General features: G+C 48.2%; 17 protein-coding genes. 3 read left to right on the plus strand and 14 right to left on the minus strand.

Annotated features, from left to right (window positions below; translation table 11 throughout):
• The first annotated feature begins 18 nt into the window (after window positions 1–18).
• Entirely contained in the window at window positions 19–1074 is a 1056-nt protein-coding gene (locus tag SD425_RS04345) for a DUF3089 domain-containing protein (protein WP_324675781.1), read from the plus strand.
• An 85-nt stretch (window positions 1075–1159) separates the two neighbouring features.
• On the opposite strand, the gene SD425_RS04350 is transcribed toward SD425_RS04345, so the two are convergent.
• The 7 genes from SD425_RS04350 to rplM all read right to left on the minus strand — a co-directional run bounded on the left by SD425_RS04350 (window position 1160) and on the right by rplM (window position 6300).
• Window positions 1160–1435 carry a hypothetical protein gene (locus SD425_RS04350; protein WP_324675783.1) on the minus strand — a complete coding sequence of 92 codons (276 nt, stop codon included), beginning with the start codon at window positions 1433–1435 and terminating at the stop codon, window positions 1160–1162.
• Between the two features lie 145 nt (window positions 1436–1580).
• Window positions 1581–2003, minus strand: coding sequence for a hypothetical protein (locus tag SD425_RS04355; protein ID WP_324675785.1), 423 nt, complete (start codon window positions 2001–2003; stop codon window positions 1581–1583).
• A 322-nt stretch (window positions 2004–2325) separates the two neighbouring features.
• Complete coding sequence (locus SD425_RS04360) at window positions 2326–3024, minus strand: carboxypeptidase-like regulatory domain-containing protein (protein ID WP_324675787.1); 699 nt, start codon at window positions 3022–3024, stop codon at window positions 2326–2328.
• A gap of 579 nt (window positions 3025–3603) precedes the next feature.
• On the minus strand, window positions 3604–4437 hold the full coding sequence (tsf, locus tag SD425_RS04365) for a translation elongation factor Ts (protein ID WP_324675789.1): 834 nt from the start codon (window positions 4435–4437) through the stop codon (window positions 3604–3606).
• A 196-nt stretch (window positions 4438–4633) separates the two neighbouring features.
• Complete coding sequence (gene rpsB, locus SD425_RS04370; RefSeq protein ID WP_324675790.1) at window positions 4634–5401, minus strand: 30S ribosomal protein S2; 768 nt, start codon at window positions 5399–5401, stop codon at window positions 4634–4636.
• Between the two features lie 21 nt (window positions 5402–5422).
• Window positions 5423–5809 carry a 30S ribosomal protein S9 gene (gene rpsI, locus SD425_RS04375; RefSeq protein ID WP_086592810.1) on the minus strand — a complete coding sequence of 129 codons (387 nt, stop codon included), beginning with the start codon at window positions 5807–5809 and terminating at the stop codon, window positions 5423–5425.
• Window positions 5810–5847: 38 nt separating this feature from the next.
• Window positions 5848–6300, minus strand: a complete 453-nt coding sequence (rplM, locus tag SD425_RS04380; protein WP_324675792.1) for a 50S ribosomal protein L13 — start codon at window positions 6298–6300, stop codon at window positions 5848–5850.
• Window positions 6301–6534: 234 nt separating this feature from the next.
• Here rplM and SD425_RS04385 point away from each other — a divergent pair, with 234 nt between their 5' ends.
• Window positions 6535–8025 carry a glycosyltransferase family 39 protein gene (locus SD425_RS04385; protein ID WP_324675794.1) on the plus strand — a complete coding sequence of 497 codons (1491 nt, stop codon included), beginning with the start codon at window positions 6535–6537 and terminating at the stop codon, window positions 8023–8025.
• A gap of 13 nt (window positions 8026–8038) precedes the next feature.
• Here SD425_RS04385 and SD425_RS04390 read toward each other — a convergent pair whose 3' ends face one another.
• From SD425_RS04390 to SD425_RS04415, 6 genes are all read right to left on the minus strand, one after another.
• Window positions 8039–8752, minus strand: a complete 714-nt coding sequence (locus SD425_RS04390) for an RluA family pseudouridine synthase (RefSeq protein WP_324675796.1) — start codon at window positions 8750–8752, stop codon at window positions 8039–8041.
• Between the two features lie 39 nt (window positions 8753–8791).
• Window positions 8792–9874, minus strand: coding sequence for a sensor histidine kinase (locus tag SD425_RS04395; RefSeq protein WP_324675798.1), 1083 nt, complete (start codon window positions 9872–9874; stop codon window positions 8792–8794).
• Window positions 9875–10039: 165 nt separating this feature from the next.
• Window positions 10040–10738, minus strand: a complete 699-nt coding sequence (locus tag SD425_RS04400) for a response regulator transcription factor (protein ID WP_324679494.1) — start codon at window positions 10736–10738, stop codon at window positions 10040–10042.
• A 142-nt stretch (window positions 10739–10880) separates the two neighbouring features.
• The gene (locus SD425_RS04405; protein WP_324675800.1) at window positions 10881–11588 is read right to left on the minus strand and encodes a DUF3108 domain-containing protein; all 708 of its coding nucleotides are present in this window, start codon (window positions 11586–11588) and stop codon (window positions 10881–10883) included.
• Between the two features lie 348 nt (window positions 11589–11936).
• Window positions 11937–13016, minus strand: a complete 1080-nt coding sequence (gene recA, locus SD425_RS04410; RefSeq protein WP_324675802.1) for a recombinase RecA — start codon at window positions 13014–13016, stop codon at window positions 11937–11939.
• A 261-nt stretch (window positions 13017–13277) separates the two neighbouring features.
• A complete protein-coding gene (locus SD425_RS04415; protein ID WP_324675805.1) occupies window positions 13278–13898 on the minus strand; it encodes a GNAT family protein in 621 nt (206 codons plus the stop codon).
• A gap of 198 nt (window positions 13899–14096) precedes the next feature.
• On the opposite strand from SD425_RS04415, the gene SD425_RS04420 reads away from it, so the two are divergent.
• Window positions 14097–14990 (plus strand): SDR family oxidoreductase, encoded by an 894-nt coding sequence (locus tag SD425_RS04420; protein ID WP_324675807.1) that lies wholly within the window; start codon window positions 14097–14099, stop codon window positions 14988–14990.
• Between the two features lie 81 nt (window positions 14991–15071).
• Here the strand turns inward: SD425_RS04420 and SD425_RS04425 are convergent, their stop codons facing one another.
• Complete coding sequence (locus tag SD425_RS04425) at window positions 15072–15515, minus strand: hypothetical protein (protein ID WP_324675809.1); 444 nt, start codon at window positions 15513–15515, stop codon at window positions 15072–15074.
• Between the last annotated feature and the right edge of the window lie 63 nt (window positions 15516–15578).

Genomic DNA, 15578 nt, shown 5'->3' on the forward strand with positions numbered 1-15578 from the left:
AGCCGTTCTGCATCATCCATGCGTCCTTCTTACTCATTCTACGCCAAGCTGAAGCTAGCTTTAGTGCTTTCAACTGGCGGTATCTTCTCGTGCATAACGGTCATTAAGCCGAGCCGAGATTTTGCGCGTTATCCGTCAACTGCCAGTCCTGATTATGCCCAAGCCGCTAACTGGGCCGCCTTACCCGAACGCCGCGACTCGGTTGATACTGTGCCATACGGAACCACGTTGCGCGATCAACAAAATACTGCTGCTGCTGATGTATTCTTCGTGCATCCCACTACCTACTACAGCCGCGCAAGCTGGAATGCTAGCTTACAAGACAAGCAAGTAAATCTGTTTACCGATCGGAATGTCATGCGCAAGCAAGCCAGCGTGTTCAACGCGGCAGGTCGTATCTATGCTCCACGTTACCGACAAGCCACCCTTTTTTCTTTCTTCGATGAGCATAATGGCAATGGCAAAAAAGCTTTGGGCCTAGCCTACGGTGATGTAAAAGCTGCTTTTCAGTACTACCTAGCTCACTATAATCAAGGTCGGCCCATCATTATTGCCAGTCATAGTCAAGGTACGGTGCACGCCACGCAGCTGCTCCACGATTTCTTTGATAATAATCCGGCGTTACGCAAGCAACTGGTAGCTGCCTATTTGATTGGCTACCATGTGAAGGCCAATGAATATCAAGCTATTCGCCCCTGTCAAGATTCTACCCAAACGGGGTGTTATATTAGCTGGAACGCGGTAGAGTGGGGGAAAGAGTTTGCGCCCTTCGAAGGCGGTGTAGCAACCAATCCACTTACTTGGCAAACCGATACTATCGCTGCACCTGCCACTGCAAACCTAGGTGGTGTACCGCAAGCTTTCAACCGTATTGATACGCACGTAGCAGATGCTAAGGTTCATAACGGGCTAGTCTGGATACACCCACCTACCGTGAGTGGATACCCCCGCTTTCTATTACCGGGGCAGCCTGAGTTGCGTGCCTCTTTTCATATCGCCGATTATAGCTTGTTCTACCTGAACCTGCGTCGTAATGCTGTGACGCGTGTAGAAGCTTGGCGCAAGCAGCCTTAGGTGCAAGTATAACCTCAGTTGCGTTATTAACAGAGAAGCCCGCTAACCTAAGTTAGCGGGCTTCTCTGTTAATAACGCAACTATACTATAGCAGTACGTCAGCGTGGCCTTTCAATACGTTGCGAGCCATAGCCAAGTTGGTATCCTTAGCGTTAACAGCGAGGTAGATGAACTTGCCACCGTCGGGGGAAAGCTTCAGCAAGTGCAGCTGATCCGTAAGCGTCAGCAGGATGTCCTGAATCTTTTGGTTCAGTTTTAGAGCTGAAATAGCCTTCAACTTAGCTTTTACTACTTCTGTGTTGTAAGCAGCAGCAGTTTCAATGTCAAAGTCAGACACATTGGAATGGAAAGCTAGCGGCATGCCAGTTTCAGTTTCTACAACGGCTACAGAAACAAGCGTGGGAAGTTCTTTCAGAATGCTCTGAACTGTTGAATTTGGATTGACATTCATTGGAGTAAATACAGTAAATAAGATGTGAAAAATGTAGAGAGGGAAATGTGAGGTATTATTTAGCAAGTGAGCGCATGATCTCGCGCGCTATCGCCATGTTAGTATCACTGCTCTTGACTGCTAGGTGACAATAACGTCGCCTATCAGGCATGAGGCGGATGATGTGAAATTGATCTTCCAACACGATAGCTAGGTCATTCATCTGCTGATCACCAAGCCAAGAAGCTGTTAGGGCTTTCTGAAACTCTTTAACGACTTTGGTATTATGAGTTGCGAGCTTGTAAGGATCGAAGTTAGCCTGCGACGTATAAGCAACTAAGACGCGCGCTGACTTAATATCTACCACAGAAAAAGTCAATAATTCGGGTAGCTCTTGTAAGAACTCGTTTACAAGTGTAGTAAGCTGAGCACGTTCAGTTCCAAATGCCTCTCCGGTGACCTTCTTGATGGCAGGTTTAGTCAGGAAAGGAATTTTCATCTAATAGGATAGCTAAAGGGTAGGTGAAGAAATAGGAAGTATCTAATGCGTTATTGCCTATAAGCTTTAAAAACGCTTTGATAGTTGGCTTATTCCAAAAACTAGACCAATGCTTGCCAATAAGGAGGTTTGCGTAATTTTTTTTTAATTAAATATTCTAGTTAACGAATTCAGCTTGCACAAAGAAGGCTCCACTATTCGTGAATGCTCATCCTGTGCAAGCTGAGTAGAATCGCTCGGCAATAAAAAGTTCAATTATTATCTTAGCAATAAGTAGCTTATAAAGTTTGCCCAAATAAAGTTAGTAGCAAGATAAGGTTCGTTAGTTGAAGAACAACCAATGCCGCTTTTTGCTAGCTTTTTTCTCCTTCTCACGTGGTACCAATGTCATGTTCTCAACACGTCCACCTTTTACTTGTACTTCTTCATCAGTATAGCCACCATAACCATACTGCAGAGTAATTGGTTGGTTAGCAGGTACTCGCAACAAGTATTCTCCTTTAGCATCTGTGCTTACACCGTAGAAGCTGCCTTTTTGCATGATAGTGGCTCCAACCAACGGCTTCCCTTCTTCGTCGAGAATGCGGCCACGTACGGTTGATACACGGAGCATACTGTTTGCTGCTTCTATTTCTGCTGTTGGAGCAAGAGCAGTAGTCAGGTTAGCAGCTGGTGCTGCATTTGCTTCAGTGGTTGGGCGGCTAGAGCCAGCGAACACTGCACCGCCAATGAGAGCACCACTTATCACCATCGCTGCAGCACGCTGACGGAAGCGTTGAGGCTCGGTACGAATCAGATCGAATTGCCGTTGTACCCACCCTACAGGTAGTACATCATGACCTAGGTTTTTCATTTCATAGAAGCGACGCAATGTCTCATCAGCACAACGGCTGTTTGCTTTGATGTAAGCGTCTACTGCTTCTGTGTTTTTGCTAGAAAGGTCACCGCGTAGATAAGCGTCGCGATAAGCTGGGAGAAGTTCACCTGTTACGGCATGGAATGGGCTGGCATTCAGTTTCATAAAAATGGTTGCAAATAGGTTGTGTGAGTAGTGAAGTAGCTCTTGAAAGCATGAGCAAGTTCAGCATTATTATATTAAATATAAATATTCATATTGTTAATATTAGAAAAATCAAATACTGTCCTCTAAAATGAAGCAATCATAATAGTGCTTAAAATCTGTATTTAGCTATATTTTAGGCAGTAATAGAGCCTTTATTGAAATTATAGGATAAGCTAATTTTCCTAAAAATATACAAAGTTCCCAAATGTGGAATTATGATAGTAAAGCCTTGCTTCAGAGACTTTTGTAAATATGTTTATAATAATTTGTATTTATTATTCGCTATGTTATTCACTATAATACGTTAGTGCTAGAAAGATAGACAGACTTGTTATAATCACATGTGTGACTTGCTTCAACTAAACAAAGCCTATAAGTAGCTGTGTCAATATGAGAATTGTTGATGAGCTGTCATGAGGATATCGTGTGATATAGCCCTGATCGTATAGAATACTAGAATAAGTGGTCTTAAAAAACGAAAGCCTACTGGTAAGACCAGTAGGCTTTCGTGATAGTTAAAAGAGCTAAATGCTCTGCCTAGGCACCAATAGCAACACGCTTGAAATCTGTTACAGTCAAGCCCTTCTGTTTGTTGTCGAGCAGCTTGGCAATGGTAACAGAGTTGTCTTTCACAAACTCCTGATTCAACAAGGTGTTGTCCTTATAAAACTTGTTCAGCTTGCCTTGAGCAATCTTCTCTAGCATAGCTTCTGGTTTCCCTTCTGCACGAGCCTGCTCCTTACCAATTTCGATTTCGCGCTCAACAGTAGCAGAATCAACACCTTCTTTGTCTACGGCTACTGGCTTCATCGCTACAATTTGCATCGCTACGTCGCGGCCCACTTCCGTGATATCGGCACCTCCTACATTCTTCAGGCCTACTAGTACGCCTTTCTTGTTGTCGGAGTGAATGTAAGAAGCTACTTTTTCAGCAGTCAACGTAGCGTAAGTTACGTCGATCTTCTCGCCAATTTTGCCCATCAGGTCAGTGATGTGCTCTTGTACAGTTAGGCCATCAGCTTCTTTCGATGCCAACAGATCTTCTTTCGTACCAGCGTTAGTACGCACAGCAGCGTCTAGAACTTGTTGGGCTAGTTCGCGAAAGTTAGCAACCTTGGCTACTGACTCAGTCTCGCAAGCTAGGGCTACTAGCTTACCAGTAGTGCCATCTTCGCTCACGCTTACCAATACTAAGCCTTCTGAAGTCTCGTTTTCAGCGCGCTTGTCAGCAATCTTCTGACCTTGCTTGCGCAGAATGTCACGAGCAGCTTCGAAGTCGCCATCAGCTTCTGTAAGCGCTTTTTTGCAATCCATCATGCCAGCGCCAGTCATAGCGCGCAGCTTGTTCACGTCTTGGGCGGTAATAGCCATTCCTGTGATTTTATGGGTGTGGGGTGATATTATATCGTTAGCCAGAAGGTATAATCTTTAACCTTCGGCCCTATCTCTTCATGGATTGTACCAGAGCAGAAGCCCCGGCCAATTTGGCAGAGCAATGGGGTAAAGAAAAAGGGAACACCGGAGCCGAGTGCTTCGCATGTTCCCCTCTTCTCAAATTAGAAGCAGACTATTCGTCGGCGTTTTGCTTCTCCTGAATGCCTTCGTCCTCTGACTGCTTGCGGTCGGCTTCCTCTTTGTCAACCTTACGCTCCGACAAGCCGTCTTCGATAGCCTTGCCAATTGAAGTTACAATCAGCGAAATAGACTTAGAAGCGTCGTCGTTAGCAGGGATTGGGAAGTCAACCAGCTCAGGGTTCGAGTTGGTGTCGCAGATAGCAAACACTGGGATGTTCAGCTTTTGAGCTTCTTTCACAGCGATGTGCTCGCGCTTCACGTCTACTACGAACAGAGCAGCAGGGAGGCGGCTCAGGTCAGCGATTCCTCCTAGTACACGCTCTAGTTTCTCACGCTCACGCGACATCATCAGACGCTCACGCTTAGCTAGGGCAGCATAGGCCGTATTTTCCTTCACCATCTTGTCGATGGTGCTCATTTTCTTCAGCGACTTACGCACAGTGGCGAAGTTCGTCAGCATGCCACCCAACCAACGGTCGGTTACGAATGGCATCTTCAGACGCTTAGCCTCGTCCGTTACAATTTCTTGTGCTTGCTTCTTTGTAGCCACGAACATGATCTTACGACCGCTCTTGGCAATGTTGCGGATGGCGTTGGTAGCCTGATCCAGCGAAACAAGGGTTTTGTTTAGGTCAATGATATGGATACCGTTCTTCTCCATGAAGATGTACGGCGCCATTTTGGGGTCCCACTTGCGCGTAAGGTGACCAAAGTGGGCACCAGCTTCAAGCAGGTCTTTATATGTGGTGGACTGAGCCATGATGTAGTTTCCTCTGGAAGATTAGCGTTTCGAGAACTGGAACGAGCGGCGAGCTTTGCGACGGCCGAACTTCTTACGTTCAACCATGCGGGGGTCGCGGGTCAGGAAGCCTTCTTTCTTCAGCGCCGGACGCGTTTCAGCATCTTCGCTCGTGAGGGCTTTAGAAATAGCTAGGCGGATTGCCTCAGCTTGAGCAGCAATACCACCGCCGCGCACGTTTACCTTTACGTCGTACTGTCCGAGTTTTTCGAGCGTAGCGAAAGGTTGGTTCACGATGTTCTCCAGGAGTTCGTTGCCGAAATAGGCCTTCATTTCCCGGTTGTTGATAGTGATATTCCCTTGCCCGGCCTGCATGTAAATACGGGCCACCGAGGTTTTTCTTCTACCAGAGGTGTTGGAGATTTCCATTAGAATTAGTTAGAGGAAAAGCGCAAGTCAAACGAGACTTACAGGTTCTTGAATTCAACAGTTTTAGGCTGTTGGGCTTCGTGAGGGTGCTCAGCACCGGCGTACACGAACAAGTTACGGAACTGCTCACGGCCGAGACGGTTGCCTTGCAGCATGCCTTTTACAGCATGCTCAATTACGCTAGCCGAGTTTTTGGCTTTCTTGTCGCGTAGGTTTACGCGCTTCTGGCCGCCTGGGTAACCCGAGTGCGTTACGTAGATTTTGTCGGTCAGTTTCTTGCCAGTTACGCGCAGTTTGTCGGCGTTAACTACGATAACTGAGTCGCCGCAATCAGAGTTAGGCGTGAATGAGGGCTTATGCTTGCCGCGCAGGATGTTGGCAATTTGGCTAGCCAAACGGCCCAGCGGTGCATCGCCAGCGTCAATCACGACCCAGCCCTTATTGGCGTTGGCTTTGTTGACGGATTGCGTCTTGAAGCTCAGATGATCCATTGGGGAGATGAGTAAGCGTTTGAAAATGAGGAAGGAACCGAATATGGTTCGGGAAAAACGGACACAAAATTACTGACTTTCTATCGAAAAGCAATAGCTAGCTAATAATTGTGTCTGAAAGAGCGCATTAGCTAGCTTATACAAGGTGTTCACATAAAAGCACTAACAGTAAGTAGCAGAGTAAAGCTGCTGCTCCACTACTAGTATCTTGTTGCTCATTTATCGCCAACACTCATGCTTCTGCCTACTACGCAACGCTCTCTTACTGCTACTGATTATCGTTGGATATGGCTGGCACGTATTGTTCTAGCCACAGGCTTACTTGTGCGAGTGGTAGTGTGGTGGCAGCAACGATCCATCAACCTAGACGAAGCAAATTTAATTCGAAACTTCGTTGAGCGCAGCTATGGTGAACTGTTTGAGGACCTAAGCTATGAGCAGTATGCTCCGCCTTTGTTTTCGGCTTTGGTGAAAGCTAGCATTACCATGTTGGGCAATGAGGAACTCACCGTAAGGCTAGTACCGCTTCTAAGTGGTATGCTTATGCTTATCCTGTTTTATCGGCTTGCTCACCGGTGGTTAGCACCTTTGGCTGCAGTGCTAGCGCTTGCTTTTGTTGCGTTCGATAAAATTTTTCTGGATTATGCTACTGAATGCAAGCAGTATGCAACAGATGGCGCAGTAGCGCTAATACTACTCGAACTAGTGCATACGGTAGGTCACCAATTTAGTAACCGGCAAGCCGTGTTATGGGCCGTGCTAGGAATGGTCGCTGTGTGGTTATCTATGCCTGCCGTGTTTGTCCTAGCAGGTATAGGGTTTTTTATGCTCACCCGATATATACAGCAAAAGAATACTTCTGCTATTATCAGGGTAGTACTTGTGGGTGTATTATGGGGCGTGAGCTTTCTGGTGTATTTTATTCTGCTGCTTCGGCAAAATGCACAGTCAGATTACCTGCAAAACTTTCACCGGGAACATTTCTTAGCTTTTCCACCGCTTAATGAGGACGAGTTCAAGCTGTTGCTAAGACAACTCAACGAGTTAGTTGATAAATCTATCGGCAAAACGGCAATTGCTAGTGTACTAGCCGTGATAGGGGTTGGGATAGGTATTAGGGAATTGATTCACCAACGACGAGCAGAAGCCTGGCTACTGCTAGCCCCAATCATCTTCTGCCTTATGGCTTCTGCTTTGCGTTACTACTCGCTGATTCCGCGGCTTACACTGTTCTTTCTGCCCTTACTGATCATCCTCATCTTTATCGGCCTAGATAAGCTTTTCACTAACCAATGGGCTCGCTATCCTTTCTTGCTCGGCATCATTGTTACGCTTCTCAACCAGCAACACCTGTACAACTTGTGGCGACCATTCGAAGGCGATTACGCCGAAGTCAGCCAAGGGCTATCCTTCATCGCGCAAGAACAGCAACCCAACGAAGCAGTATTTGTGTACCACAACAGTGCACCGATTGCACGTTACTATACCCAGCACCACAAGCAATCCTTGGTACTTACAAACTTGATATTGCAGCGTTTTCGGAACAGCCCAACCGATATTGTGACGGAGGATGTACGCGCCATACTGCAGCATGGAACACGCCGCATCTGGTTGCTCTACGACCGACCAGATAGCACGATGGCCGACCTAGCTAGAACCGTAGGCACCATCCGCAAGCGCAAAAACTACTTTCGTGGGTATGTGCTCTTGTGCGAAGCTAAATAGCTAGCTCTAGCTATTACTGATTCTGTCTGAGAACATCTACCAGTACCCGGAAATCTTTAGGGTATGGCGCCTCAACTGTTACTTCTTCGTCATTTAGCCGTTTGAAAACTAGCTTGGCAGCGTGCAGCGCAAATCGTTTTATGAATGGCTGCTCCGCGTCGCCTTCCTTAACGTTGAAGTGCTTCTTTATTGAGGATAAGTAAAATTCCTCTCCGCCGTACAGCGTATCATTAACGATAGGAGCTTGTAGGTACATCAAATGCAAGCGAATTTGGTGCATGCGGCCCGTGACGGGTACGCACTGCACCAGTGTATGGCGAGCAAAAGCTTCCAGAGTTGTAAAATACGTTTCGGCAGGCTTGCCTTTAAAGGCTAAGCGCGCTTTCCCTTTCGTCGTAGTTTCGATGCTGCGGTCTACCAACTTGTTGTCGAACTGGTGTACTCCCCAAGCAACGGCATGGTAAAGCTTCTGAACCTGCCGGTTCTCAAACTGCATGGACAGGTGGCGGTAAGCCTCCGGGTTTTTGGCTAATGCTAGCGCTCCTGACGTCTCTTTGTCAAGACGGTGGCAAGCCTGCATGTCAGGATGATACTGACGAGCTAACCGCAGAATATTAGGTGCGTTGCCGACGCGCTCATCAAGTGTTGCTAAGAACGGCGGCTTATTGATGACCACAAAGTCGTCATCTTCAAACAGGATTAGGTCTTTAAAATCGGGCTGCTTCATAATAGGCTACAAAGGTACGCCAGAGAAGCTTAGCCCAAACTAGCTAGGTTGGAGTTGATCATGCTCCAACTCAACAGCCATGCTTTTCGGCTTGGTAAGCTTGAACTCTAACGTAGTACCCTGTCCGACTTCGCTACGGACCCGGATAGTAGACTTATGTGCTTCTACGATATGCTTACTGATGGCTAGACCTAGGCCTGAGCCACCAGAGTCACGCGAACGACTTTTGTCAATACGGTAAAACCGTTCGAAAATGCGGTTCTGATGCTGTTTTGCAATCCCTTCTCCATCATCATGGACTCGGATATTGACTGTTTTATTGCCTTCCATCAGTGAGACAATCACATGACCACTCTCCCGGCCATACTTAATAGCATTATCGATCAAATTGACAAGTACCTGGCGGATGCGGTTGCGGTCAGCCAGTACAACCACATTGGTAGCAGTCGGTTTAGGCAGCGATAATTCCAGCGTTACTTGTCGTTGAATAGCTTTTAGCTCCAGCTGCTCAAAAATCTCCTGAATAAGGAGAACTAAGTCGAATGGCTGTTTGCGCAAACGCACAACGCCTTTTTCCAACTGGGCTATCGTCACTAAATCCTGCACTAACGCATCGAGCGTGTCGAGACTGTTAGCTGCTTTCTTCAGAAACTTCTGACGCAAGAATTCATCGTCGACGTCGCCATCTAATACGGTGTGCAGAAAGCCTTGGGCGGCGAAGATGGGCGTTTTGAGCTCGTGCGACACGTCGGCCAAAAACTCGCGTCTGAGTACCTGTAGGCGTTTGAGCTCGTCAATCTCGTGCTGCCGACGCTCAGCCATCTGCAAAATCTCGTCGCGTATGCGCTTCAGCGGTTCTGGACGAAATAGAAATCGGTTGGAAAGCTTGCGGAATTCCTTACGCTTGATGTTTTCTAGCCCTGCGTAGATATTGTTGATTTCCTGGAAGATTAACGCTTCAAAGGATAGATAAACCAACAAAAAGCACGCAGCAACCGTGACGCCACCAGTCAGAAAGGCTTGGCGGAACGGTAACGTAGGTCCTAACCAAGCAAAGGTGGTAAGTACGCCGGCCACGAGCAGGGAAAGTAAAATTGCGATGGCACGGGAAGAAAGATTCACAGGAGAATTGTGGGTTGGGTTAGTTGATATATTGCTAGAATGCTCCGTTTTATAGTTGGCACTGCTACCGTCGGAACCAGGACCATAGTGCTTTTGCCGGCGATAACGCCGAGCCGCTACTCCCGCAATCAGCCTAGCAACACATCAACTAACGCAACATGCACCTTAGTCCGTATTGAATTTATAGCCCACTCCCTTGATGGTTTGGATGTGGTGGTCGCCGACCTTCTCGCGCACCTTACGCACATGCACATCGACGGTGCGCGCTAGTACAAAGACATCATTGCCCCAGATGTTCTGCAGCAATTCTTCGCGGCCGAACACTTTGTGCGGCGAAGTAGCAAGGAAGGCAAGCAGTTCGAATTCTTTTTTGGGGAGCGTAATCTTACGACCATTCTGGAACACAGCAAAGCCAGTCCGGTCAATCTTGAGGCCGTTGATTTCGATCGTGTCGGAGATAAACTGCGGATCTTTATCGCGGCGCACGTGGGCGGCGAGCCGGCTCAGTAGAGCCCGTGGCTTGATTGGTTTGGCAATGAAGTCGTCGGCACCGGCTTCAAAGGCGGCTACTTCCGAGAATTCCTCGGCGCGCGCAGTCAAGAAGATGATATAGGTTTCCTTGAACCTAGGTTGCTCCCGTAGTTGCTGACAGGTGGCAATGCCATCTAGCTGAGGCATCATCACGTCGAGCAAAATAATGTCGGGGTTAAACTGCGGTGCTATTTCTAGCGCTTTACGCCCATCAGGGGCACTAGCTACCTCGTAGCCTTCTTTGCGCAGGTTGTATTCCAGTAGCTCTACAATGTCTGGGTCGTCATCTACTACCAAGATTTTGTAGGTGTTAGCGTTGGCGGCTGGTTGCACGGTACGGGGTTTTTGGTTGTAAAAGAAAATGCGCGAAGACAAAAATACCGGTTGCCGAGCGGCGAGGCATGTTACCATATTGTGAAGCCGCTGCCGTAAGGGTATAAAAAAAGCGACTCGTCGGAGTCGCTTTTATAAAAAGTCAGTTTTGAGCTACCAAATTCAATCGATTTTTCAGGCCTTGATATTTATACATATCAATCTTGACTGACCCCACAAACATCTCGGCTTGGATAAGTACCGGAATCTTATTGCGGTCATCAGACAAGTAAACAGAAATAGCATTCTCGCCACGGAAGAGCTTATTGCTGGGCATCTTAGGTACTAAGCGAATGGTGCGGATGACGCCCGCTTTTGTTTCCACGGTTTCTCTGCCTTTGTAGATAACGTCCATGGTAAACACATCCTTGTCGAAAAAGCCCTGAACCCGGATAACTTCACCTGGCCGTCGTTGGTCGTAGTTAAGCGTACGTAAGTAATACACGCCGCTCACAATGTCCTGCACATTATTTGGTACCTTAAAGCTTTCGTGCTTGGCCGGTTCTTGCTCTTTTTTCTTGGTTTCCACTGCCACCATGTCGTGGGTATGGTCAAAATCAACCGTCTCCTTCTTCCGATAATGGTTTTCTTCGATGTTACGGAAGAACTTCTGCGGAAGAATACTCGCTGTATCGATGTACGATCGCCATGTGTCACGTACGCGCATGAACAAGTCGAAGGAGCCGTTGGTACGGCCCGTGACGGTAGCACGGTAACAGGGGCGGTCATTCACCCGGTGAAGCTCGTTCGAAACTTCAATCGTGGCTTCTGCCGCGTTGATAAGACCATAATGCACTTTGTAGCTGAGCACTTCACCCCGCGTAAAGCTGGTATTTGGTAAAGTGCGGGTGCCTTCTGAAAGCTGAAACGCCGTCAAAGTTGCGCAAAATAGTAGAAGTGCAGGAGAAATAGATAGCCAGCGACGCTTCATGAGGAGGCTAAGATACAATGTAGCTGAGCTAGCTCAAAAGCGGTGCCAGCAAAGATAGATAGGAGGGTGATAAGTAATTAAGTGCCATGAAGGTAAGCGAAACCTAGGTACTTAAATGTAGCAAGCATACGTAAAAGTTACGTTCACGGCTTTTGTAACTATTTAAGAATAAATAAAAAAGCCCTCCCATTTCTGGGAAGGCTTTTAGTAAGGTGCAAGCACCCGAAATTATTCGTCGTCCTCGTCGACTGACTCGTCAGTTGGGATAGCAGCCAAGGCAGCAGCAGGCTCGCCTTTTACCATGGCCCGGATCTTAGCTTCGATTTCGTCAGCTAGTTCATGGTTGTCGAGCAGAATTTGCTTCACGCCTTCACGGCCTTGACCTAGACGGTCGCCGTTATAGCTAAACCAAGAACCCGATTTGGCAATGATGCCCATGTCGACACCTAGGTCCAGAATCTCACCGACTTTGGAAATGCCTTCGCCATAGAGGATGTCAAACTCAATAACCTTGAAGGGCGGCGCTACTTTGTTTTTCACCACCTTCACCTTCGTGCGGTTACCGGTTACGTTGTCTTTGTCTTCCTTGATCTGGCCAATACGACGGATATCAAGACGGACAGAAGCATAGAACTTCAGTGCGTTACCACCAGTGGTTGTTTCAGGCGAGCCGAACATTACCCCAATCTTCTCACGAAGCTGGTTGATGAAGATGCACAAGCAGTTGGTCTTGTTGATGGTACCCGTGAGCTTACGGAGTGCCTGGCTCATGAGACGAGCGTGCAGACCCACTTTCGAGTCGCCCATGTCGCCTTCTAGTTCGCCTTTAGGTACTAGCGCTGCTACAGAGTCAATTACGATGATGTCTATGGCACCGGAAGAGATCAGCTGGTCGGCGATTTCGAGAGCTTGCTCACCATTATCAGGCTGGGCAATCAGCAAGTTCTCGGTGTCAATACCTAGCTTCTCAGCGTAGCTCTTATCGAAAGCGTGCTCGGCGTCGATGAAAGCCGCCATACCACCTTTCTTCTGTGCCTCGGCGATGCAATGCATGGTCAGCGTCGTCTTACCCGACGATTCTGGTCCATAGATTTCAACGACACGACCGCGTGGCAGACCGCCAATACCGAGGGCGATATCGAGGCCGAGCGAACCAGTGCTGATGGATGGGATATCAGACACCTTGTTGTCACTCAGTTTCATGACCGTGCCTTTGCCGTAGCTCTTATCTAGCTTATCTAAGGTAAGCTGAAGCGCCTTTAATTTCTCGGCGTTAGGATTGACGGCTTTGTCAGTGGTTGCAGCCATTAGAATGGAATTGAATATAAACTTAGAGTTTGTGAAGGTAAGCTTTTGGAGCCGGTTTTACAACCGTTTAGTGGTCCGTCTGACCACTAAGGAAGACCCTTTCGGGGCTGGCTATTGGTAACATAGCACGTCTATATTTTGTCCCCGCAATGCTAAAAATATTTGCTGAATTTTCCTGCTGAAAATGTGTGATAAACGCCTTAAAAGCGCTTGTGCTAGGTACTGGCTGTTGCTCAGATTATTAGCTTTTTCAAAAGGCTTTTAGGCAGAAAGTGAGTACGGTCTCGTGGCGGCATCTTGCGCCTCACTACGAGCAAACGCGAAGTAGCGAATCTCTGGTTCCGTTTGGCGCAAAGGCCACAGCCGCGGGCGCGTAGGTAAGGGGCGGAAACCAACATGCTTGGCTACCGCATGACTGCGGTAATTATCGGCGTAGCAGCGAATATCGAGGCGACCCGCATTGATGGCAGCGCCGAAGCCAAACTGCACGGCAGCAGTCAAAGCTTCCCGGGCGTAGCCGTGTCCTTGAGCCGTAGCGGCCAAGTAGTAGCCTAGCTCAGCTGTAGCTGGCTGGCTCCAGGTGGGCTTCAAGCTGATATCACCTAGGTATTCGCCCGTAGTGGTATGCCAGATGCCGAGTACAAACAGACGTCGCGCCTGCCAATCTTGCTGGAAAAGCTTTATAACTCGCAGCCCATCTTCCAAGGTGCGTACGGCCGCAACTCGCGCCGGAAAAGCGTGCTCAAGTCGTGCCCGATTTTCCTGAATAAGGTGAAAGAAAGCACTTGCGTCGGTTGGTTCGTAAGGCCGAAGCGTAAGCCGGGTCGTGTGAATGGGAACCCACGCGGGTGCTTCAACAGATAGTGAATCAGCAACGTGCATAAAAGGAGGAGATAGAATACGAACTACACGTACGCACAAACGAGACCAAATGGTTGGCTCCTTTGGGATTGCCGTATTCTGTACTAACCCGTGCATTTGAACGCCGTTAAGCTACTGTACCTAGTGCAACAACGCACTAGCAGATTCTAGAAGCTAGCTCTAGCTAACTTTTTATCAGGAGCTTAAAACGTAAATAGAATGACAACTATAACAGGACGACTCACGGGCAAAGTTGCTATCGTGACGGGCGGTGGCGCCGGCATAGGCGAAGCCATCAGTAAAAAGTTTGCTAAGGAAGGAGCTTCCGTAGTAGTCGTAGGCTTTGCCGAAGATCCGGTGCGGCAAGTTGTAGAGGAGATTATCGCAGTTGGCGGGCGGGCAGTGGCATTTACGGGCGATATCTCAGACGAGCAAACGGCGCAGGCCTGCGTACAGACTGCTGTTGACCAATTTGGTAAGCTCGATGTACTAGTTAACAATGCAGGTGTTTTCCCGGCTACTTCTACGCTCGATAAGTATCCGACCGAAGCGTTTGAGTACATGATCAAGAACAACATCTACTCAAACTTCATGATGACGCGGGCAGCGTTGCCTTACCTACAAAAGACCAAAGGAAACATTGTGTCAGCGGGTTCGGAGGCTGGTCATATGGGCGAGCCGCAGAACACACCTTACGGTGGCACCAAAGGCTTTGTGCATGCCTTCCAACGCGGAGTAGCTGTTGAGCAGGCGAAGTTTGGCGTACGGTCTAATGTTGTTGGTCCAGGTCCAATTGATACGGCTTGGACGCATAAGGAAACCGGCCCAATGGATGCGAAAATGGAAAAGCTGACGGTACAGGGCGTGCCATTGGGTCGCCGGGGTACTACGGAGGAAGTAGCTAACGTGTATGCCTTCTTGGCTTCCGATGAAGCTAGCTATGTAACGGGTGCTACTTATTATGTCGATGGGGGCGTGACCATCTCGAAAGGCCCACACGGCGACGATGTACCGAGCGACCTAGCCAAAGAGCCGGAAGGCACACTAGCGCTAGAACACGAGAAAGACGGTCACACCAAGATCCGTCAGCAGGATGCTGGCCACATGCTATAAGCAGCGACTATCAGCCACTAAAAAAGCCCTTCCGAGCAGGAAGGGCTTTTTAGTTTTATTGGTAGTAATATCTGAGACGAATTATTTCTTAATGGCTACACTTCGTGAATCGGGGTAGCTGTGTTGGGCTGGACTACCGAGTGCTTGTTGCGTACGCATCACGTTGACCTGGCGAGCTGCTTCGTTGAAGAACTCTAGGCGGCGAATGAGCATCTCTTTCGTTAGCACCCGCCCTTCAGGGGTTCGCATGAAGGCTTTTTTATCCTCCAAAATGCGGCGCATGACGGCTTCAGTTTGCGACTCATGCTGCAAGTACTGCTGGTGGAACTCGGCTAGCCGCTCAAGGCCCTGTGTAGCTAACCGGAAATGTTCACCGCCTTGGTTGAGAACTTCACAAAGCACATAGACTTCCAACGGTAGTGAGGTCTGCAACGCGGTTGTGCGTAAGTCGAGCCCTGCTTGCAACGCTTCCAGCAAGATTTCCACGTTGCGCTCAAACTGCTGATAGTAGCCCGGAACTTCCATCTTTTCAGGTAATCAATTACTAGTTATCGTTTATCAATTGTTCAGCAATCTATCACTTAATAT

Origin of the sequence: Hymenobacter sp. GOD-10R (assembly GCF_035609205.1) — a bacterium.
Taxonomy (GTDB): domain Bacteria; phylum Bacteroidota; class Bacteroidia; order Cytophagales; family Hymenobacteraceae; genus Hymenobacter.